Origin of the sequence: uncultured Succiniclasticum sp. (assembly GCF_902793885.1) — a bacterium.
In the GTDB taxonomy this organism is placed as follows: Bacteria; Bacillota; Negativicutes; order Acidaminococcales; family Acidaminococcaceae; genus Succiniclasticum.
In genome coordinates this window covers 74898-96504 of the sequence record NZ_CADBFF010000009.1, presented here as the reverse complement: position 1 = coordinate 96504, position 21607 = coordinate 74898, and the positions used below count along the sequence as shown (strand labels likewise).

13 protein-coding genes and 1 pseudogene are annotated in these 21607 nt (G+C 39.6%); 2 read left to right on the top strand and 12 right to left on the bottom strand.

Annotated elements, in window-relative coordinates:
* Window positions 1-2040 (top strand): PD-(D/E)XK nuclease family protein (locus tag QZV31_RS06360; RefSeq protein ID WP_295359165.1); only part of this gene is annotated, 2040 nt, incomplete at its 5' end.
* Between the two features lie 43 nt (window positions 2041-2083).
* Here the strand turns inward: QZV31_RS06360 and QZV31_RS06355 are convergent.
* Both QZV31_RS06355 and QZV31_RS06350 read right to left on the bottom strand, forming a co-directional pair.
* Window positions 2084-4519: a WYL domain-containing protein gene (locus tag QZV31_RS06355; RefSeq protein WP_295359163.1), complete on the bottom strand. Its 2436-nt coding sequence runs from the start codon at window positions 4517-4519 to the stop codon at window positions 2084-2086.
* A 53-nt stretch (window positions 4520-4572) separates the two neighbouring features.
* On the bottom strand, window positions 4573-6105 hold the full coding sequence (locus QZV31_RS06350; RefSeq protein ID WP_295359161.1) for a hypothetical protein: 1533 nt from the start codon (window positions 6103-6105) through the stop codon (window positions 4573-4575).
* A gap of 215 nt (window positions 6106-6320) precedes the next feature.
* On the opposite strand from QZV31_RS06350, the gene QZV31_RS06345 reads away from it, so the two are divergent.
* A complete protein-coding gene (locus tag QZV31_RS06345) occupies window positions 6321-6521 on the top strand; it encodes a hypothetical protein (RefSeq protein ID WP_295359159.1) in 201 nt (66 codons plus the stop codon).
* Window positions 6522-6668: 147 nt separating this feature from the next.
* Here the strand turns inward: QZV31_RS06345 and QZV31_RS06340 are convergent, their stop codons facing one another.
* The 10 genes and pseudogenes from QZV31_RS06340 to QZV31_RS06295 form a co-directional block, all read right to left on the bottom strand.
* Window positions 6669-7403, bottom strand: a complete 735-nt coding sequence (locus QZV31_RS06340) for a hypothetical protein (RefSeq protein WP_295359158.1) — start codon at window positions 7401-7403, stop codon at window positions 6669-6671.
* 1468 nt (window positions 7404-8871) lie between these two features.
* Window positions 8872-9267, bottom strand: a pseudogene (locus QZV31_RS12980) (HD domain-containing protein); the annotation flags it as partial.
* Window positions 9268-9586: 319 nt separating this feature from the next.
* Window positions 9587-9943, bottom strand: a complete 357-nt coding sequence (locus QZV31_RS06330; RefSeq protein WP_295359154.1) for a hypothetical protein — start codon at window positions 9941-9943, stop codon at window positions 9587-9589.
* 433 nt (window positions 9944-10376) lie between these two features.
* The gene (locus tag QZV31_RS06325) at window positions 10377-13598 is read right to left on the bottom strand and encodes an SMC family ATPase (RefSeq protein WP_295359152.1); all 3222 of its coding nucleotides are present in this window, start codon (window positions 13596-13598) and stop codon (window positions 10377-10379) included.
* A 3-nt stretch (window positions 13599-13601) separates the two neighbouring features.
* Entirely contained in the window at window positions 13602-14879 is a 1278-nt protein-coding gene (locus QZV31_RS06320) for an exonuclease SbcCD subunit D (protein ID WP_295359150.1), read from the bottom strand.
* Window positions 14880-15028: 149 nt separating this feature from the next.
* Window positions 15029-15367 carry a hypothetical protein gene (locus QZV31_RS06315; RefSeq protein ID WP_295359148.1) on the bottom strand — a complete coding sequence of 113 codons (339 nt, stop codon included), beginning with the start codon at window positions 15365-15367 and terminating at the stop codon, window positions 15029-15031.
* A gap of 115 nt (window positions 15368-15482) precedes the next feature.
* On the bottom strand, window positions 15483-15908 hold the full coding sequence (locus QZV31_RS06310) for a single-stranded DNA-binding protein (RefSeq protein ID WP_295359146.1): 426 nt from the start codon (window positions 15906-15908) through the stop codon (window positions 15483-15485).
* 214 nt (window positions 15909-16122) lie between these two features.
* Window positions 16123-16506, bottom strand: a complete 384-nt coding sequence (locus QZV31_RS06305) for a hypothetical protein (protein ID WP_295359144.1) — start codon at window positions 16504-16506, stop codon at window positions 16123-16125.
* A gap of 566 nt (window positions 16507-17072) precedes the next feature.
* Window positions 17073-18239, bottom strand: a complete 1167-nt coding sequence (locus QZV31_RS06300) for a Wadjet anti-phage system protein JetD domain-containing protein (protein ID WP_295359142.1) — start codon at window positions 18237-18239, stop codon at window positions 17073-17075.
* Window positions 18226-21603, bottom strand: coding sequence for an ATP-binding protein (locus QZV31_RS06295; RefSeq protein WP_295359140.1), 3378 nt, complete (start codon window positions 21601-21603; stop codon window positions 18226-18228). The genes QZV31_RS06300 and QZV31_RS06295 overlap by 14 nt, the downstream gene beginning before the upstream one ends.
* Window positions 21604-21607 lie beyond the last annotated feature (4 nt).

Sequence of the window (21607 nt, the reverse complement as noted above, 5' to 3'; positions counted from 1 at the left end):
ATGAAGTGGCTCTCGTTTCCCGGAACACTGGCTCTAAAAAATCCGGAACAGTGGCTCTCAACTACCGGACAGGTGGCTCAACCGGGTGCGGAAAATCCAGTTCGGGAGCTCTGTAACAAACTGGAAGAAATAGGAATCCCCGTGTACAATCCCCGAGGCAATCTTTTCTTTGAACGCAAGGAAATCAAACTGTTGATAGCTTGCCTGCTGAACTTGTTTCCTGTCATTAAAGATGAAATTACTGACAATATACCGCATTGCCTGCAAAAATCGGCCGATAACATAGGCATCTGTTATGACAGCTGCAGAGAGAACTGCCTGGCAGAAAGGCAGACATATTATGATTATTGCAGCAACTGCCTACAGGAATTAGAAAGTAGTTTTAATGAAAAAAAATACGCCGAACTACAAAACTGGTTACAGGACAGAGCGACGCATGAAACTTTTTTAGAAGAACATAACCGGTTTCTTTTATTAAGTTATATATATCAGTTCTTTTCCTTTGAACCTTTTAAAAGCTGGCTTGCGCAAGCTGAATTTGATGAAGACAGACAAGAAGATTACAGAAAATTCCGTGCCGCACGCAACCTTAGCATCTTTACAAAGCTTGTAAAAAACTTTGAACTGTTTAACCCAATTAAAGAAGCCAACCCCTCTGTAGAACAAAAACGTTCTCTCTTACAGGAGTTTTTTCGGGATTACCTGCGTTTACTAAAAGAAGTCGGCGTATACGAATATGAATACGATAATGCACCGGAAAACTGTGTATCCCTGATGACGATCCATCAGGCAAAAGGGTTGGAGTTTCCTGTTACTATTGTATTTCCTAACAGCAAGGATCCTGACAAACAATATGATCCGAATAACAGTAAAAAAAGGAAGCAAGTATGCAATGCCGTCCGCGCAATACCCAGGCAGGAAACTGTAGAAAAACTTCCTAACGATAGTCCAGACTTTACAAGACAGCAATATTATAATTATCGACGTCTGTACTATACCGCCTTTTCACGCGCCAAAAGTCTTCTACTGATTACAAATATTGCCAATGATGCCCATGCAGAATTCAGTTTCAATCCATTTATACAAAAGAAAGCTTATAACAAAATTCAAGAACAGATCACAGACATAAATGATTTTTATAAAAATGAACTCAAGATAAAAATATCTAAAACTGTACCACTTATCCAAACCTATTCCTTTACCACCCACAAACTGTTATACGAAAAGTGCCCGTTGCTTTACAAATTTTTAAAGATATTGGATTTTTCTACCGAACCACCTGCCCAGACCATGACAGGCAAACTGGTACATACATTAATGGAAGGTATTAATCGCGCTGCCATAGATGCAAAAAACAGGCCCTCGAATGTACAGGCATTAATCAATAAAGACATAATAGACGATGCTTACAGCATGATACAAAAAGCCTATAACCTGTACCAGGAAGAACCCGATGAAACCCATGAGCATAAAAAAGAGGAAGTACTCCTTGCCTTACAACATTATATTGACCAACGGGACAGCGAAAACACCTGGCAGAACATTGCCGCCTGCGAAGAATCCCTCTTTATGCCGGTCAATAAAGATTTGATCAATCAATATTTTTCAAAAGCAGTGCCAGCCGGACAGAAAGAATTTGATCCCTACTACATCAAAGGTATCCTGGATTTGATTGAAACAAAAGACAGTAAACTGCAGATTATGGACTTCAAACACACAAACCTGCCGGATATCCCGGAAGCCAGCCCGGAAATCACAAACTACCGGCAACAGCAGCAGCTCTATTGTATGCTGATGCAAGCAGCCGACAGTTACAAAGGCAAACAAATTTCGGCAGCCGGGCTTTATTTTACCAAAGAGGAGGAACCCAAGCATCGTTATTTTTCATTGCCACTGGAAGCAGATGAAATAAGGAAAACCTTTACAGAATTTCATGCAATCGTCACCAAAATCCAGAAAAAAGAATTCCCCAAAGGCGGCGCCTCTGATTACGACATAAAATGCGAAGCGTGCCCATTCTTCAGTTATTGTTGGGAGTAAATTGAAAAGGAGCCGGTCGCCCGGCTCCTCACGTATTATCTGTTTATATCGTCTGCGTCGGCTCTTTAGTAACAGTCTTACTCTTGTTCTCTTCCAAATTAATTCCATATTCCTTTGCCACGCCCCGGAAACATTCTTTTAATTCTTTAACCAGATCGCCGGGGGAAAGCACTTTGCAATATGGCAGGTATTGTAAAGCAAAAATTTTGGCCTCCCCTAAAGAAGTATCCAGTTTAATTATAACGTTCTGGGCTTCGCTTGTTCTTCCTTCCTCAGTTTTTAAGATCTTGCAGTTCTCGCCAAAGGCATACATAAAATACCGCACATAATCTTTATGGACGCGGAAAATTATCGTTCCGTCATCGCCTGTCAGGATGCCACCGTCGAGTTCTTTTTTGTTTTTCTTTTCATCTCCATACATATGGGGATGTTTTTTCTTGTATTTTTGTTCATCAAATACCGTTTCCTTTTCAAAAGAAACAATTTCATTAATCTGACGCCGAGGCCCTAAATATTCTTTGATTTCCACATTCTGCATCAAATCCATACGGAACGTGTACGGTATGACTTTTGCCGTCTTATCACTGTCAAAGAACGCCAATACATAAAAGTACCCAGCCTGATATACAACGCCAAACGGGAAAACCTCATACTTCTTAGGCCTAAGTGTCTTACCGTACTTTGGTTTTATCATCTTTGTTTCCAGTTCGCCGTCCGCATTTATGTAACAATATTCAAACAGCAGCTTATGTTTGTTTTTTATTGCCGTCCTAACCTTTTCATTTATCTCACTTAAATCGCCGCCTTGCTCAGTCCTTCTCATATTTTCGTCTTGCATCTGGTTACTGTAACTCACACCAACCTTTTCCTGGACAGTTATGCTTAAATCTTTTTGCAAGAAATACTGTATCCGCTGTTTTACCCTTTGATCTGGAATTCCTGTCTCTACCGCCTGCAACAGTAAAAGCCTGTCCTTATCCGCCAGCAGTTCGCTTCCCCTGATCAGATAATAGAGATACTGTTTTTTCTGTAAATCCATTTCCGGCCCGTAAAAGGCAAAATAGTGTGCCCGGTACATACATTTCAGCCAGGCAGTCAGCAACTTTTGCAACAGAAAACAAACATGCACCCAGGCGTTTTTCTCTGCAAAAGTCTGTGCTATCTCTACAACATCCGGCAGGATCTCTTGCAAATGCTTCTTAAATTCCGCTGTAGTTTCTTTAGCAAACTTTTCAATTTCTTCCTCAGTCTTTGGCTGAGGTGCTTGTTGCAGAATTTCTTTAAAAGCTTTTCCATCCGGCGTTACGGCCGGTAAAAAACACTCCGACAGATCAATCCCATTGTCACGGGCAATATGGAGCAACTTCTGCACAAAAGCAAACGTGTACAATTGTTTACTGACAGTACCAGTCATCTTATCTTCACCGGCAAAACCTGCCCGCACCGCTTCATTCAGCGCATCGTTTTTGCGATATAAACTTTTATTTTTCAGGAACTTCTGATCCAAATAATAGGCAAAAGCCGCATCATTTAATACCTTAAATGTTTTAATCCTGTCCTGAAAATGTTGGTTTTCCAATTCTTGCGCGTACGAAAGCGTATCCGAAAGAAGAGTGTCAAATGCACTGCTGACCTCATCCGAAATCTCTCCTTTGTTACGTAGCTTACCAAGTGCCCTTTTTGTTTCTTCTCTCCGGATTTCGTTTTCCGTAATTTGATCCAAATAAGCGTTAAGCTTTACCACGCTGTCTACATTAGACGGCAATAGACTTTTATCAGCTTTCCCCGGCTTTTGTACTGCCTTACCCGTTTTTCCTTTCAGTGTAGTTTGTACAGCAGCCAATTCCGCATCCCACCGGGTCACAAACTTTGCCACTTTCTGTAAATATGCTGCTTCTTCCTTTTCTGCTCCAGACTCGGATCCCGCTTTTTCCCGCAATAATTTAATGGAGGCCAATACCACATTCAACATATCAGCCCAGCCCTGAGCGGTTTCCTGCGCAACATGTTCCTCCGCAACACCCCAGGTTTTTAAAGCTGTAGCACTGACCGCCTTAATACGGTATTCCTGGGTAGCCAGCGCCGGACTGTATGCCAGACTGTCCAGTCCGTTGGCAACTGTTTCCTTGGTAATGTCCTCCCCTAGTTCCTGTTTCATAAGTCCTGTAATATCATTTACAGATACCGGAAAGCGCCACGCCTCAGAATACTTTTTCAAAATCAATGCACTTTCACTTTCCCGGATTTTCTTATAAACGGCTCCTGTCGGGTCTCCATCCATTTTTTCTTCCTCCGGTCGGCTTGCCAGTGCTTTTATATAAACATCCATTTCCGCAATGATACCCCGGTTCGCTTCTATCACCCTGCGACGCCCTGCCAAAAGCTGGAAAAGCTCTTCCGGTGTCAACTCATGATTCTGCCATGCGTATTGGTTTAAAACACCTGTTATTTTTATGATATTCAAAACGGAATCTGCCATGATTTTCCTGCCTTTCTGAATTTCTTGCTACTATGCAAAATATAATCAGATAATCAAATTTCAGCTTCAGTTAGGATCCTTGTAATATGTTTTTCAGGAATGCCTGTTTCCCTGGCAATCTCTTCTTCTGTCTTTCCATGTTCATACCTTAACATCGTAACAACCAAAGCTAACATATCTTTTTTCTTTTGCGAAGCCAGTATGCTGGCCGTTTTCAATTCTGTAAGATCTGCTTTCAGTTCACGGGCTTCACGGGCCGTAAGATCCGCACTTGCACGTATTCGTAATTTTTCATATTCTCTGTCCGATTTATCAGCTTTTTGATTTTCCGTGCGACTCCGATCCTTCTTCCCCCGCAATTGCAGTTCGCTATCCGTTTCCGTTGCAGCTTCTGCCCTCATACTTGTGTCCGTCGCCTCTATATATTCTTTTGGCACAAATTGTATGTTCGCAGCTTCAATACGCTTTAAATAATCAACTATCTTGCTAATTGGTAATTTCTTTCCTGTCATTTGCAAAATCAAATACTGAATATCTTTTTTACCCGGTTCTTCGTTTGGTTGTTTTTCCAAAAGTTTGTAGATTTCCGGATAACTTTTGCTGTTAATCCGGTCGGGCATTTTCTGTTTCTGTATTTCATTTTTTATTGTGTCAAAAACTACCAAAGCCGCCCAAACGTCTTCAATATCTTTTTGTTCCTCTTCAGGCAGTTGCCGGAATAACTCTGCCACTTTATTTCGTAACCAGCGCCTTCCCATACCGGCAATCCGGTTATAAAAAAATACCAGATTCGCATTTTCATTGTTCGGTTCAAAATGCACAATACTATACCGTAATGCGGAAAGTAAAACAACGGATTGATTAACAAACCTGTCAATCAGCTTATCAAATTCCTTAATTTGCCAGCCACTAAGAGAATAGTTCTTTTTATTACCAGGCTGCTCAAGTTTATATGCCAAAATATTAGTTTGCTTGATAGCCTCTGCTTCCGCCTTTTCAATATTGACCAACTGGTCTTTTATAATCAAGTAGTTGTTCAGCCCCTGAATCCACTGAACCAAGTGATCCAGCGTTTGGAATGCCGCACTGTTTCTTTCTTTTTCTAATACGGTAGTATACGTTTTAACCTGGCTATAAAAACTCCTCATGGAAACTTCCGGTCTTCCGTTCCCTCTGGCCATCAGCTCCGGCTCCGGCTTCCATGTAGCTTTAAACAGTACGCTACCGTGTTTTAATAAAATATCAGTCAGCTCTTTAGAAGTTTTGGCAACAAGCCGTGTTTCTTCCTCTATCAGTTTTTCGTCTTCTTTCTCTTTTTGCCAATCTTTCTTCTTCAATACAGTAAGCTTTTCTGTTTTCTGCGGATTCCACATTTCAAAATACTTTTGCAGTTCTTTAAATAGCGCATCATATTCTTTTCGATAAGGCTGCAACGGATTACTTGCCGCCCAGGCCTGTTGACCTTTTGTAACCGCCTGCTTGATTTCAAGAATAGTATCCAACATGACATGCCTTTGTTGAATTAACGCTTCCCCTTCTTTTCCGGGCGGTAAAGAATAATCATTCATACTATTCATTCCTTCCATGTAAGCAACTCCATTTTTCTTTCAATGATAATTTTGATTGAAATCGTTTTATCATTTCATTCATAAATAACCGGGCTATATCGACAATAGGACATCATAGAAAAACAAAAAATATGTAAAAGCGAAAATTCTCGGCAGTTGCGCTCCCATAATTATAGATGAACAAACAGTTCAAAACAAAAGCATTCAATTAAAAGAAAAGGAGCAATGCAATTATGTACGACAGATACTTAAACACTTCCAACGAGTACAACAAATTTAACTGCATGGTTAACAAAATCCTCAACGGCGAAAACGTCAACTACAGCACAAGCTGGCTTAAAAAAATAATCTACAAATCCTACCAGAATAACCGTCTGCAGTCTTGGCAATACGACCACTTAATCGGACGGCTTGAAGAAATTGAATTATTCTGAAATGCTATAATTCCTGGAAGAGGCAGGACGCGCTAAACCGCGTCCTGCCTTTTTTATTTTTCTAATCCCGAACCTCCCCGTGGTACATAAAACGGAGGCAGGTCAGAAGTATTCACTCCGTTCACATCGAAAGCAAGGAGAAACCATTCATTCGTCAAAAGAGAATAATTTTTCGAACTGATCATCCGCCATATTTCTATAACTCTCTTTACAATGGCAATTCGGCTTGCAACCGTTACGTATACTAAATGGAATATATATTCCGTCAAAAACGCTCAATTTTTCAATCAGATTTTCAAGATAATCTTTCGCTTTAATAAACAACTCTTGATGCCTCGGATCATCATCAGGTTCATCTAACCGAATCCCCAACAAACATGAAAAAGGTAACGGTGTATGCATATCTACAACAGTAATATGCTGTTGAAAATTATCCAGTTTAAAGCCATTAGCAGAATCCCGGATATTTGTTTCGTTAAAATAATACTCCTGCTTATCGCTATTTTTCCACGAAATAGGGTTGCTCTTTGTGACCTCAATAATCTTTTTCTCGTCGTCCAGTTCTTCCAATAAATCGATTGAATACCGGAAAGATACAGGTCCGTAAGAGCAATAATTGCGGCACTGATAATGAATATCACAAGAATCAAAAAAAATATCATAATAGATTCCATAAGATTTATCGTCTGCATCAGTTTTTTGCGGTGTTTGCTTCAATCCAAGATCTTCAACAGCACCACGTGATAGCAACCCCTTGTTTTTTAAAAAAAGTGCTGCCGTTTGTACCGTATTAACATGATATAAAAAAGGTCCGCTGCTTCGATTCTTAGTTTCAAATTCGTTTACCATTATGCTTTTCAATAATTTCCCAGATATTGCCATACGACTTCACCTCCTTGAATGACAACTATGTTTATTCACTAATGTGTTTTTTCCTTATAGAATCTATTGTTTTTTTGTCCAATTGTGTAATCACTGCAATTTGTTCAATAAGGTTATCCTTATTTTTACGTATAAACTTATAATCATTAAATAACGCTATAGCAATTCTTTCTTTTACCGTATCGGAAGTCAATTCAATACCATTGTCTTGCTCTTTAATGTTTTTAATAATTGCATCTAATTTTTTCTTTTTCCCACAAATCTCCTTAATTTTTCGCTCTCTTAATTCTTCTAAGTAGTTCATATATTTCATTATAGGTTTGTTTTCGCCAAGCGCCTCTTTGAGTCTTGTAAGCTGTACCCTCCTTTCCTCCGAAAAATACGACAGGCTATAACTATCTTTAATTAAATCATATAAATCTTTGCTCCAACTAAGCTTACACTTTACAAAGTCACTAATTTCGTATTTCCTACCACCTTCAATTTCAATCGGAAGCTTTATTTTAATATAACAATGAGTTGCGCGTTTTACAGGTGTTCCATTCTTTGTGTACGGTAATGGTTTTTTTAGCAAATATCCATATAAATCAACTATATAATCATCTGTCATACTCGCAATAAAATCAACCACCGGTTCATCAATTAGTCTATTACCGTCTTTACTTTTATATTCCTGTTTAAATTTCCAAACCCCGTCTTTCTTTTTCCAATACTTGTAGCATTTTGTAAATGGGTAATTAATATGATGCTGAAATATTGGACTTTCAAAAGCCCAGTTTTCAAAGTCTTCTCTCATCTGTGCATAAACTGACATAAAAATTGGCTTAATAAATGGCTCTATTTCTTCGTCAATTGGCAAATACATATATCTTCCATTTTGCTTTTTAATATTATTTAAACTATCGAAACTACCTTTCGTCATACCAAGGAATGGACCTCTTTCATCTTTTCCACTGCATCTGATAATATCATTAATTAGCGTACGAATAGTCTCATGGTCTACAGCGCTCTTCTGTGAAGAATTACCTTCATTATCATCTGCATCATTTTCATATATGGTAATATCAAATTCTTCAATACTTTCAATTTTTCCATCTGTTACTTCTTGCGGTCTAACTATCCATTCATTAAACTCAAATTTTCCTTCAGCATTATCCACCTTCTTCCAATACGATGCTTTTATAGCATCTCTTTGGTCTCTATGTAGATATGCCAGCATATCGCTAACTCTAACAACACAACCTTCCAATGTTGAAGCAGAATGATTTTCAGATAACTCCTTACTTTTAGTGCATGCCTCCAAAAACCTGTCAAGTTTTTTTCCATAATCCTCCCAATTACAGGGATCTATTATTTTATCTCTTACTTTTTCTTTCCGGTAATTACCATCTTTATCACAAATAATATTACCACAAGGTCTTAATTTGTAAATTTTTCCCTTAACGTGAACATCATCTTTAGATAATTTTTCGCCATTATGAAACAGGATCCCATCATACACTTGAAGTGCTAAATTTAAATTAGCTATTTCTTTAAGCGCACGTACACTATGAACATTATGAAAAAAACGACGTGGAATATCCGTCATTACTTTGGTATATCCATAATATATTTGGTCAAGATAATCTTCTCCTGCATGACCAAACGGAGTATGCCCAATATCATGTCCTAATGCAATGGCTTGAATTAATTCTGTGTTTAAACCTAAATTAGTACCAATAATCGTAGCAATCCACGCTACTAACTGAACATGAGTAGCACGCCTTGTAAGTTCGTCATTATTTCTTAGTGAAAATACTTGTGTTTTGTCTGAGTATCTGTTATAAAAAGGACAATTTAAAATTTTATCAATATTTATAGCATATTCGCTCCGATATTTATCATCGTAACTATCACCATATAACCGATATGCATCCTCATTTTTTGTCGCGTATCTAGAAAGCTTCATAGCATCATCATCTCCTGTTTATAATTGCATTATTTGAAACTAACGCATATGTCTTTAATGGCGCACATCCTACAATACTTTTCCTGTGTTGGTTTTGGTAAACTTTTATTTCCTTTCTCCAATAAACTTTTATTAACTTCTTTATTTATTTCCATTGCCCCCTTTCGGACTTCTAAAAATTCATTATAATTATCTTGATTTTTTCCAAGTGATTTAGGATAAAGTTTCATAACCATCAATTATCGCGAATCAGATTAACGTTATCCAGTATTTCATACGCAGTCTGGTAACACATACTTTCTTTGGGAACAAATGAATAATTTTGCGGATCCTTCTCAATAATTGACTGAATCAAAAAGGCACCAATTTCATTAGAAATTGTTTCAACCTGCCGCAATTCACCGCTGTTACTCGCATTAGTAATCAGTATCTCTCTGGCAATATCTACAATCCGTTTTACACTTAGGTTGCAGACAGGTGTTCCTGCCGCATTAATTTTACGGATAAGAACATTTATATTCTGTACATTATCGGTAATCACAAGTTTCTCTGACTGTCTTTCTTTCTTGCTGATCCATTCTTGTAAATTCATGACGTCCCCCGGTCGAAATATATCGTTTCGCTAATATACTATTTGTTTCGTACATAATCCTTTAAAACATAACTTCATATAAAAGCTCTTTTGCCATTCACGGCATTAGTTCGTCAAAATCAACTCTTGATTACTGCAAATTCTTGTTTAGTTTATTATACTACAAAGCTCCATAAATGCTAATATCAAACTGTAAATCAGGATACCATAATCATTTCTTCGCGGATATTGCCATCTTTTTACCGCCCTTAATCGTATCAAATCTTTTAAATTTTGAAGAATTATTTTATATTTCAACACTGATAGCAATAGTTTTAAAACGGCACTATTACGACTGTCGATTTATTGGGATATTTTTATTACAGCATCTGAAGAAATAATTATTATATTATTGTCTGGCTGATGCTTGCAATTCGGTTGAATTTAATGCTAATTATGCTTTCTCCACCGTAAGCGTACTTCCCTCGGAACCGGCCTGAACACGTATTTTTTGCGGTATGCTTTCATCCAGTTTTTCCACATGGGAAATAATACCTACTAATCGGTTTCCCTCTGCCAGATGATTTAATACTTCCAGCACCTTATCCAATCTGTCATTATCTAATGAGCCAAAACCTTCATCAATAAAAAGCGTATCCATCCGCTTTCCACCCGAATGTTGCTGGGCTGCATCGGAAAGCCCCAAAGCAAGAGACAGCGAAGTGTAGAACTTTTCCCCGCCGGACAGTCCTGCAACGTTGCGTTGCGCACCGGTCTGGTTGTCATAAATATCCAAGTCTAACCCGGCAGCAGAATTACTTCTGTCTGCAGTTGTTTTATGAATCAGTTCATATCTGCCGCCGCTCATACGGTCCAGTCGATAGTTGGCCATTTGCAGGATTTCCTTAAACACCGCGCCCATGACATAGCGTTCAAAACTCATTTTCCCTCCGCTGCCATTGTCTCCAGTTGCTACATCTGCCAGTTTTTTAATCCGCTGCCATGCAGTTTCGGTAGTACTTAGATACTCTTTAATATTGTACACCTTGTCGCGAACGCTGTTGTGATTAGCCAGCAGGATACTTATTTCCTGCTTTTTTGTATTTGCATTTGTAATTTTTTTGTTATACCCGTCAATTTCATTTTGCAGTTCTTCCAGATTGCAACGGCTTTTATCTTTTGTGTTTTCTTTCAGTTGGGCAATCCGTTCTGTTGTATTATTTACATTATTTTCAAAATCGTTCTGTGCTTTTCTTTCTGTTTTTAGCCACTGTTCCGGATTATCACCCATTATCGTAATCACCGCCATGACTTTTTCCGCATTTTCATAACTGTATTCTGCCAAAACGTGTTGCAAGCTGGTTTTTGCCAGATTTTTTTCATTTTCCAGGTTTGTTATGGAATCCTGCTTTGCACATAGCTCTCCGCTTAACCGGTCACAATCTGCTTTTGCCTGATCAAACTGCTGCTTATGATTATTAATCTGTTCTGTTAAGACCTGTACCTGGCTTTCCAGTTCTACTTTCGCATTATTGGCTTCCGTTTCGTCCTGATACAAAAGTTGCTTTTCTTTTTCCTCAATACGAGCCTGTATACTGCCTTTTAACTGTTCAACTTCGTTTTTTCGATTATTCAATGCGTCGATTTCAGTTTCTAATTTTTCCTGCCCCCGTTCTTTCTGTTCCTTTTCTTTTTTATAGTTATCTCGGTCATTTTGTAATTTCTTTTTATCATTCAGTGCAGTTTCCGTTGTGTTTTTCTTGGTCAGGGCTTTACTGATTTCGCTTTCCAGATACACATCTGAGCTCAATTGTTTCCAGTTTCCGCAATCCGGCAACCACATTTTCGCTCTTTCTAACGTTTGGGCTTTGAACGTTTCAATACTTATTTTTATCTGTTTGTTTTCTTCATCCTGTTTTTTCCTTAGCTTTTCTTTCTCATTGTAAGTTTTTTCTGCTTTGTTGACCTCATCTTCAGAAGGCACCTCTTCCAAAGCTGATTTACATTCAGGCATGTGATTTCGGGTAAACTCTGTTCCACAGACGGGGCATACCGCCTGCCCTTCCGAATCAATTATAATGTTCAGCTTCTGTGCCAGTACCTGGGCCTGCCCGTTCAGGAAACATTTTTGCAACATTTGATAATGATCAAAAGCTTCTTTTGTTTCCTCAGTCAACTTCAATAGTAATTTTACACTTTCATTATAACTCCACTCATCTTTTTTAACTTGCAGTACACATTGCTGGATACCATTTTCTTTATTCGTAAGACCATTGTAGACATCAGCGACATGATCAAAAGCATGCTGGCACTGCTCCATTTCTACATCTATATTCGTCAGTTTCCCCAGCTCGTTGCTTAAGGCACCTATTCTCTCCTTAACAGTTGCCAACTGATTATTCTTCTTCCGACAATCCGTTTCCAATTTAATAAAAATAGTTTCTGAGTTCTTAAACTGAGTACGGAATTCTTTTAACTGGCACCGTTCTGAAGCCTCATCTGCTATTTTGTTTATTTTAATGCCAAGAGCCGTAACTTCTTTCTGCTTCGTTTCATCTTTCGTTACCAGTTCTTCCAATCTTTGTTTTTCTTTAATTTTTAATTCTAATTTTTTATCAAGTTCTTTAATCTCTGTTTCAGTTTGGGTAAACTTATTTTCCGCGTTCTGGTATGTTGTTATTACCGGCAAAACATTATGTAAAGCAATCTCGGCTTTTTCCATTCTATGTTTGCGGTTTTCATAATTATTTTTGCTATTCAGCAAATTCCCCAGGTTCTTCAGATTTTCATCTAATTCATCAAACTGGTCGTTTATTGTTATAGCAGCGCCTTTCTTCTCATTCAGTTTTTCTTTTTTTCCAGTCCATTCGTTAACAGCATTGTCTAATTCCTGTTCCACATGTTTTTCATTTGCTATTAATGCATCTAAATTGGGAACCAGTTCATCATTGTTTACTGCATACAGGAGCTTCCCGCCTTCTTCCATATCCGGTGGGAACTTGAAATCTTCCATCGTAATCTTAAGGGCTTCTTCTTTTGCTTTGCGCTCCAGCGCTAGTTTTTCTCTGGTTTTTTTCAGCAATTCCTGAAAAATCAAATAAGAATCTTCATTAAATAATTTCCTTAAAATATTACTTCTTTCGTCACTGTTGGCTTTTAAAAATTCAGTGAACTTGCCCTGGGCCAGCATGATGATCTTGCGGAACTGCTCTGCTTCAAGTCCCAGGATTTCTTTACATTTTCCGGTAACCGCAGTATCTCCCTGAACAACAACATTGCCGTCTGTTTCCTCCAGCACAGCATTTATTGTTTCTTCTTTTTTATAATAATTATCACCAATTTTTATATATTCAGATTTGTCTGCTTTAACACGTTTTAACTTTCTATAAAAATTAAACGTCCGGGATACCCTGTATTTTTTATTATCCTGAAGAAACTCCAACGTAACCTTCATCTCATCTTCCAGCTTTGCATAGTTGCAGTGCATCATTCTTGGGGTACGTTCAGAACCGCTGGTCACACCATAAAGCGCGTACATAATCGCATCAAAAATCGTGGTCTTACCTGACGCAGTATCCCCAATAATAAGGTACAGGCCATGAAGGTCATCAAACGATACGGTTGTCTTATCTTTATATGGGCCAAAGGCTTGCATTTCCAATTTGCATGGTTTCATATTTTAAACTTCCTCCTGCTTTTTCAGGTAATCAAGCAATTCATCTGCCAATTCATCCATCGTTTCTTCTGTATTATTACTTAATTTTTCCTGCAGTTCTCCTGCAAACTGCAAAAACTGTCGGTCTTTATCGTCAGGCATCTCATTGTCTTCGCTTCTCTCAGAAAAAAATATACCAAACAGTTCTTCTACAGATTTTCCCTTAATCTTATCATAGGTTACTTCTTGCAAGTTTCCAAAAGAGCGGTTATATTCAGATGTTATTTCCATTAATATACTATGACTGCTGTTCAACAGATCTCGTAAATAATTGCTGATTTCAGGCCGGATGGGCTGGTCGGTTACGATAATTTTTACATACGCGCCCCTGATTTTATTATTTTCATCTTTTTTCAAATCTTTTTCCATATTTGTTATTTTTCCCGGGATTTCTGCAAGGGTCCCTTTGAGTTCCCTCATTGGGTGCAAGGAAGGTATTTTTATAACTTTTGCAGAAATCTCTTCTCCTTTTGGACCAATCTCTACCAAAATCGGTCCTTTATCCGGCTGATGCGTTTCATCAAAATGGTAACACATCGGCGAACCCGCATAACGTATAGTTTCTTTCCCTACGCAGTAGTTAGAATGGATATGACCCAGTGCAACGTAATCAAACTTTTCAAATGCCGTATAATCTATTTTCCCAACGCCGCCCACAGCACTCTCCGAACCGCCGCGTTCTGTTTCCTCACCGTTCTTTGTGACGTTTTGATGGGCAACAAGTACGTTACGCTGCGTAAAATCAATCGCTTGTTCTGCCAGTAAGGCTTGTACTGCAAAATCATAATTTTGGTTTTTAACATCTTCCCGATCCAGCGCCTTTCCGATTAAAGCCGGATAGGCGTAGGGCATCAACCAGAAAGTTACCGGGCCGTACTTATCATTCATGGTAATACTGCTTAAGGTCTTGGAATTTTCCAACGGGTTTGAAATATGTATACCTTGTTTTTTAAAAAATCGACTGCCAAAGGCAAGTTTTTGGGAAGAATCGTGATTTCCAGCTACCATTAGAACCGGTATGTTATACTCAGAAAGCATGGTTAACATCTTATCCAGGATACGGACAGCTCCGTCTGAAGGCGTTCCTCTGTCATACACATCGCCTGCAATGACAACTGCATCAACTTTTTCCTTTACCGCAAGGTCTACAAACTGTTTCATCCAATATTCCTGATCTTCTAACAGCGATACTTTATAAATTGACTTGCCAAAGTGCAAATCCGCAATATGAAAGAATTTCAAAAGAAACACCCCTTGTTTTAATTTTACATTAATTCCCTGTTTAAAAAACCATTTTATCGAAAACAGATAATCAATTATATTTATTATCGTAGGCATTTTTAAAACATAATAGCAGGCTGACCGGAAAATTCTCCGGCCAGCCTTTGTTTTTAATGCTGCGCGAACATTGCGCGCAGCAGAGCCAGAGCATCCTCTATCGGGTACTCAATGGCTGCTGTTCGCTTTCCCTCCACGTACGGACTCAGGATCCGTATTGACCGCCACGCAGGCGGGAATTTGACTCTCGCACCGTTTTCTATTTGTTCGACACAGGATCCCGGCATGTAGAAATGCCAGCCGCCGCAGTCGGGCGAGCCTTTAGGAAGTTGCTCCGGCAGGATGATTTCAGTCAGTTCACTGCCGGTCTTTTCATGGACGAATTGTCTTGCGATTGCCTTGTTGGGAATAACTACAGTCTCCCAAGTGTTAGAAGATTGATTACTATTCATCAGTTTCTCGCTTTCATTAATATAATTTGGGCGTCACGACGCCTGGTTTGAATAAGATGTGTAACTTAACCTACTTACCTGTTTATTATAACACGGATTATTTAAACCGAAATTATTAAAATGGTATTTCTTCGCCAAACGGAACTTCTTCCCCCATCCCGGACATGGCTGACGGCTGAGGCGCTGAAGCGCCATCTGCAGAAACCGGAGGAGCAGAGGTTTTCCCTTTGCTTTCCAGAAACTCGATACGGTCGCCTATTACCTCTGTTACCCAGACCTTGTTACTGTTTTTATCCTCGTACGTGCGGACCTGCATTCGTCCTTCCACACACAGACGGTGGCCCTTGGCACAGTTATTTCCCGCCAGTTCTGCCTGTTTTCCCCATAACACGACGGGTATAAAGTCTGCCTCCCTTTGCCCGTCCTTGTTTACAAAGGGACGGTCTACCGCCAGTGTGAATTGGCATACAACTTTTTGCGTCGGTGTGTATCTCACCACCGGATCCTTTGTCAGCCTTCCAATCAATATAACTTTGTTCATGCTTTGACTCCTCGCTTATGATTTATTGTGTTCATAATAATTATTTACTAAAGATAGTAACAGAATTGAAAATTTAAATAATCATATGATGTCCGTGCCTGAAGCATATAACCGCTTCAGGCACGGCATACTTTACTTAATTACTTCAATTTCGTCATGTCGTTCGGCAATATTTCCTGCCGGTACAGCGGATCGTCATAGATCTGATACCGCTTCATCTGCAGGGGCTTACATCAATATAACGCAGCAGGTACAACACGTGTTTCATGCGAGCGGCTTTGCCGAATTTGTGGATGGCCAGCTTGGCAATGGCGCAGAACAGGCTGGCCGCACTGTTCTGCCAGTAGCGGTCATCTTTGGAAGTGTCGCCCGTGCATTCCATCAGGCTTTTGCCCAGCAATGCCAGGTCGCTGTCATCCTTGATGTGCAACATCGGGTCAAAACCCAGTGCCGATTCATCTGGGTTTACCAGATTCAGGACCTTGATGCGGTAGCCCCGCTTCTTCAGGTGTACACGGTACTGATCCAGAAGGCGGCGCTTGGTCAGCAACACTACCATGCTCTGGTGTTGTGCGTGCAGGAGATTGGCCTTTCTCACGCGCTGCAGCGTGATAACCCAAGATGATGCTGTAACAATAAATGTAATGGTAGAAAGTTGAAAAGAGCAGGTCGCACATGCAGTGCGTCCTGTCTTTTTTTGATGACTGACGGAGACAAAAAAAGACTTCGGCTCAAGCCGTACCTCTAAGGCTCCAAACTACATCTCTGAAATAATGACTGATTGAACTTTGAAATGTAACGCTCGACGCACCCATCCGGTCACCAGCCGGATGCAGAAACATAACCTGAAGCTTTCGGTATAACCTGATCCGAAGTCTTCCGCCAATATTTGTTTTCAACACGTGTACATACTACCACAAGCAAGCTTTCTTGTCAATAGATTATTTCGGTATTTTGATTATCTATTCAAAAATTGATTTTATTTTGTAATTTTCTTCTTTCTTTCTTCTATTTTAAGAACAAATTGTATTTATTTAAAGGCTATGCATCTCTACTTCATCTGTTTTTTTATTTCTGCAACCAGAGTCATATCCGCAGGCAGCCACGGAACACTGTACAGCTTATCCTTAGGCAGCCACCTTGCATCTTCGACCTCCAGCAGTTTCAACGATTCCTTCTCCACTTCATACTAAAATTGCCAATCACTTTATCCAAAAATCTTTCCTGTTCAAGACGCAATCCCTTTTCAGTAATATACGAAAAACATTCCGCTTCTTCTGAAGTTAAATTATCATACACCGAAACGTCTCCCGGACGGTCTTTCCCCGCAAGGTCTTCAAACCGCCTAAAATCTTCAATGTTCATCATAAAGCTTTTAATCGCAGGGAACACGTTCCTTAATTCAGACAAAATCTTGAAACCATCTTTATCCATGTCGCCGGAATAAACAATCTTACACTTCTGCAACCAGGGAACATGCTTTAAATCCAAAATGGCGTTACCGGAACCAAATAAGACCATACAGGGAAAGTCAAATTTTACATTATCCGCAATCTGACTGCCTGAGTCTTTATTCTCAAAAATAAAAACCACCTCTGGCGTTTTCTCCCATCTTGCAATCTCATCAGCCGAAACGGAGCATCTTGTACCGCCATTCAAGTCAATTCCTCTTCCGATAATACCAACAGAAATTTCCGCCAACCTTTCTTTCAGGGAAAAATAGGCATAAAACTCTTCGCGGTTCGCCAACTCAATTTCAAGAACAGCATTGGCAATGGTCCGGAATATCTCAAAGTTTTTTCTGTGAAATTTGGTATCTACCCCGGGAATCGGCCAATTGGTAATATAACAGTCTTTCATCGCCCCTGATTGGAAATATTTCGCAATAGCAAACGCTTTCTCTGTAAAGCCAGTCTCGCAGCTCAGTCGTTCACGGTAACGGTAACACCAATCAGTCATGCACGGGAATTCACTGGTTATAAGGGTAAACGCTTGCAAAAAAGCGTTTCTTTTGCTTTTCATCTTTAAATACGCAAACACACTGTCCGCATCACGAACCGTAAATCGATACGGAACTCTGCATTTTTTCAACGGCCCCATCATCTTATATTTGAAATCAACTTGGATACCGTTGCTCTCTTCAGCTATATGAGACCAAAAGTTATGCCAGCATAAATATTTATCTTTGTATTCTGAAATAGAAACGATAACAGGGGCCGGAATCCTTTTGGAAAGAATATCCTTCTTTTGATTGACTAAATCCTGGTATAATGCTTCACGTTTTTCAAGTTTTTGTAAAATATCAGTTAAACCATAGTCAGGAGTTGCCATTTGCCATCACCTTATGAGTTATTTTTCTTACACGCGTCTGTCCCTGCCGATTAATGTCCAGGTAGCACTGGTAAATATTACCTACATACGGGCTTATCATATTTAGTTTTGTGCCGGGTGTGACAAATACGCCCTGCATATGGAACCGTTGCAACAACTGGAGGACATAATCACCTGTAAAAATATCCCCGTTTCGGGAAAGCTCGTCCATCATGATAAAGCGGAATGAATCACCGGAATCCGCTGCATTTCCTGTATCAAAGATTTGCAGCTGGCTTACAATCACAAGGAAAGAAGCAATAGACTCCTGACCTCCGGTACTGTCTCCGCTTGTAGAATGATAATATGTTACCGGTTTATCATCCTCATCCACTAATTGCAAAGAATATATAAACCAATGCCGAACATCCAAAATTTGTTCCTTGAATTTCTGATCTGCAGTAGTATCACAATTGGTAAGATACGAAAGTACATTATTAATGCTTGTACGTCGTTTGTCAGCATCTTCCCTGGACTTATGCGCACCATCTGTAACACGTTTCAGTTCTTCACGGAATCTTGCAATGTGTCCGTTTTTTGAAGGTTCGCATAACACCCTGACATATATTTTTTTGCCACGTTCTACCCGGAGATGCGCAAGGCCCAGTTTCTTATTCAGCTCATCCACTGCAATACGCACATCTTCTTCCGCATTCGTAACTTCATTATTAAAGTTAAGAAAATAATCAAACATATCATTCAAGAACCTGTTATCATAATCATCTTTCCTTTTAAGATTATCTTTTATCAACCCCTGCAAGCGCGCTTCAAAATCACCCAGAAAAGCAACGTTGGCAGATAAACTGGTGTCCGCAGGGAAAGTTGCCAGATAGCCTTCCATTGCCTTAACCAAATTTTCTTTTGCTTTAGCCAGACTGCCGGTATCAACATTCTGTAATTTATTTAATCTGTCATTGATTTTAGCCGTAATCAAAGAAGCAAACTCATCAAAATTGGCCATAGTTACAGCCTTGTTCCAATAACTGATTATAAACCGGCTTACGATTTCCTGTTTTTCAGTCGGAATAACAGCATCAGCCGTTCCCGTCATAATCGCCTTTAACCTGTCAACTTTTTCTGAAAGACTACTTTTTTTACCGTACAGATTTTTGCATGCTGAATCCAGACTTGCAATTGCCTGCTCAGTCTTTGCTATCTGCTCGCAAATGATTCTGTATGTATCATTCTCGTGCAGCAATTCATCCAGCAACGTCTCTTTTTGAGCCAACTGTTTGTTAATTGGCGCAATGTCAATTTCTTCCCACTTATTATATTGCTGTAATGCCTCAGCGCTTTTTATAATCTTTTCACATTGGCGGATTTCACTGCCCAGTCCTTTGTCTCTGCGTTCCATTCTTTCATTACTCAGGCGCAAATCAGAAATTTCTTTTTCATATTCTTTGATTTTCCGTTCATTGCTAAATCCCAAAACATAGTGTTTAACATCATCCACGCTTCTGCGGTCATCCTTAACATGACGGCGCCCGCCTTTATACTGACCTGTCAATGTCAGGGCATACTTTTCCTTCGCAAAATCATCAATATTCATGCAACATTGATGAGGAAAATGTTTTAACAGCTCACCGGCAAGCCACTTCGTCATGGGGGCTTCTGCGTTCATACGTATTTTACCGCAAATAACAGTCCTGTCGTCACAAATCACTTCGCTGTCAGCACAGGCATCATCATCTACCTTATAGTACACAATACGTTGACCATGCATTCCCTCAATGTATTTCGCCACATTTTTATACAATTCAACCGGTACAAGCATGGAAATTGCAAATCCATAAAGGAGCTTGTTAATCGGGCCTTCCCACGCACGCTCCCTGTCAGGTACTTCAATCAGTTCGCCAACAAACGGCAACATGGATGACATAACGCCAATTTTTCTGGCAAGATGATCTCTTAACTTCAACAAAGCTGGTTCAATATTTCCTTTATGCTCGCGTAATTGTTGGACATCTGCTTCTAATTCGCAAATGGCTTTTTCATTTCCTCTCATCTTAACGCGTAAATCAATGCTTTCACGGTTTTTTTCAATCTTACTTTTTTCCTGTTCGGCCTTTATGGAAACAACATCTTGAGAAATGCTCTGAAACTCTTCTTCGCCTGCCGGCATTTCTTTATTTAACACATGCAAATTACGTTCATACTGATTGCGATTAAAAGATACATGTTCCTTCTCGCTATTCAAAAAGCGGATATCTTCCCTGTATTTCAGTTCCAATTCTCCGCCATTGTCCCGTTTCCGGTCTAATAACGTATCGCGTTCTTCACGCTTTACCTGCAAATCTTTTTCTGTTCTTTCAATATCATACGAAACTGTTTCCAATACGTTTTCCACTTTTTCCAAATCGTCTTTGGCTATCTGATAATGCCGCATCTTCAGCCAGTCGGGAGCATACTTCTTTAATTCCAAAAGAGCCGCTTCATCAGATTTTTGCCTTTTATAGGCTTCCCCTTTTTCATTCACTAACGGAGTAAGGACGCTGATACGATCCTCATTTTCCCGTATTATGCGGGCAACCTCCTGAACAGCCCTGCTCTTATCTAAAAGATCCGTCAACACCTTGCCAAAATCCCTGGGAGGCAGCCTCTCACAAATAAATTTGTTAATATCATTGATACCGCGAACGGAAATTGTTTTGGCAATGAAATCAAATCCTTGCCGGGAGGTTATGCCTAAGACTTGCATAAAACGCTCTGAATAACATTTTTCTTTTTTTGAATCAAAATACCGGTAAATTTCTACATCTGGAATTCTTTTAATATTCTTTTTTACTTCATCAATATTAAATCGCTTTCCCTGCCCAACGCTGTCAAGCAGTAAAATATCACGACCAATGTTATAATTGCCCGGCGCAATAAAGTATTCCCGCTCCGGATTCTTTTTATCAAGTTTTCCAGTAAACCAAAAATACTGACCGACCGTATAACAGTTACCCGTTGAATCTGCATAATATCCCAACAAAATTGAAATCGTGTTCCGGCTGCGCAAGGTCTGCGATATCGTCCCGCCAAACTTTTCTTCCCGTTCCTCGCCATATTTTCCTATTACGTATGTACTGATTGTACGTCCTTTATCATTTGTACCGTTCTCCGCCGACTGATTATAGCGCGGATCAACCGCATACAAGGTTGCCATACCATCAAGTATGGTGGTTTTGCCGGATCGGTTTAATCCGGCCAACAACAAAGATTTCCCATCAAAATCCAAGGTTACCGGCGCGCCGTCAAATCCGCCCCAGTTTAATAATTCAAACCGTTGCAAACGCATACCGGGGAAATTTTCGTCAGGCGAAAAAAGCAAATTGCCTTGCATAGTT

Excerpts from the sequence above, each read along its gene's own strand:
- QZV31_RS06295 (WP_295359140.1), bottom strand. The coding sequence starts at position 21,603 with ATGCAAGGCAATTTGCTTTTTTCGCCTGACGAAAATTTCCCCGGTATG.
- QZV31_RS06340 (WP_295359158.1), bottom strand. The coding sequence starts at position 7,403 with ATGGCAATATCTGGGAAATTATTGAAAAGCATAATGGTAAACGAATTT.
- QZV31_RS06355 (WP_295359163.1), bottom strand. The coding sequence starts at position 4,519 with ATGGCAGATTCCGTTTTGAATATCATAAAAATAACAGGTGTTTTAAAC.
- QZV31_RS06315 (WP_295359148.1), bottom strand. The coding sequence starts at position 15,367 with ATGAATAGTAATCAATCTTCTAACACTTGGGAGACTGTAGTTATTCCC.
- QZV31_RS06350 (WP_295359161.1), bottom strand. The coding sequence starts at position 6,105 with ATGGAAGGAATGAATAGTATGAATGATTATTCTTTACCGCCCGGAAAA.
- QZV31_RS06345 (WP_295359159.1), top strand. The coding sequence starts at position 6,321 with ATGTACGACAGATACTTAAACACTTCCAACGAGTACAACAAATTTAAC.
- QZV31_RS06300 (WP_295359142.1), bottom strand. The coding sequence starts at position 18,239 with ATGGCAACTCCTGACTATGGTTTAACTGATATTTTACAAAAACTTGAA.
- QZV31_RS06310 (WP_295359146.1), bottom strand. The coding sequence starts at position 15,908 with ATGAACAAAGTTATATTGATTGGAAGGCTGACAAAGGATCCGGTGGTG.
- QZV31_RS06330 (WP_295359154.1), bottom strand. The coding sequence starts at position 9,943 with ATGAATTTACAAGAATGGATCAGCAAGAAAGAAAGACAGTCAGAGAAA.
- QZV31_RS06325 (WP_295359152.1), bottom strand. The coding sequence starts at position 13,598 with ATGAAACCATGCAAATTGGAAATGCAAGCCTTTGGCCCATATAAAGAT.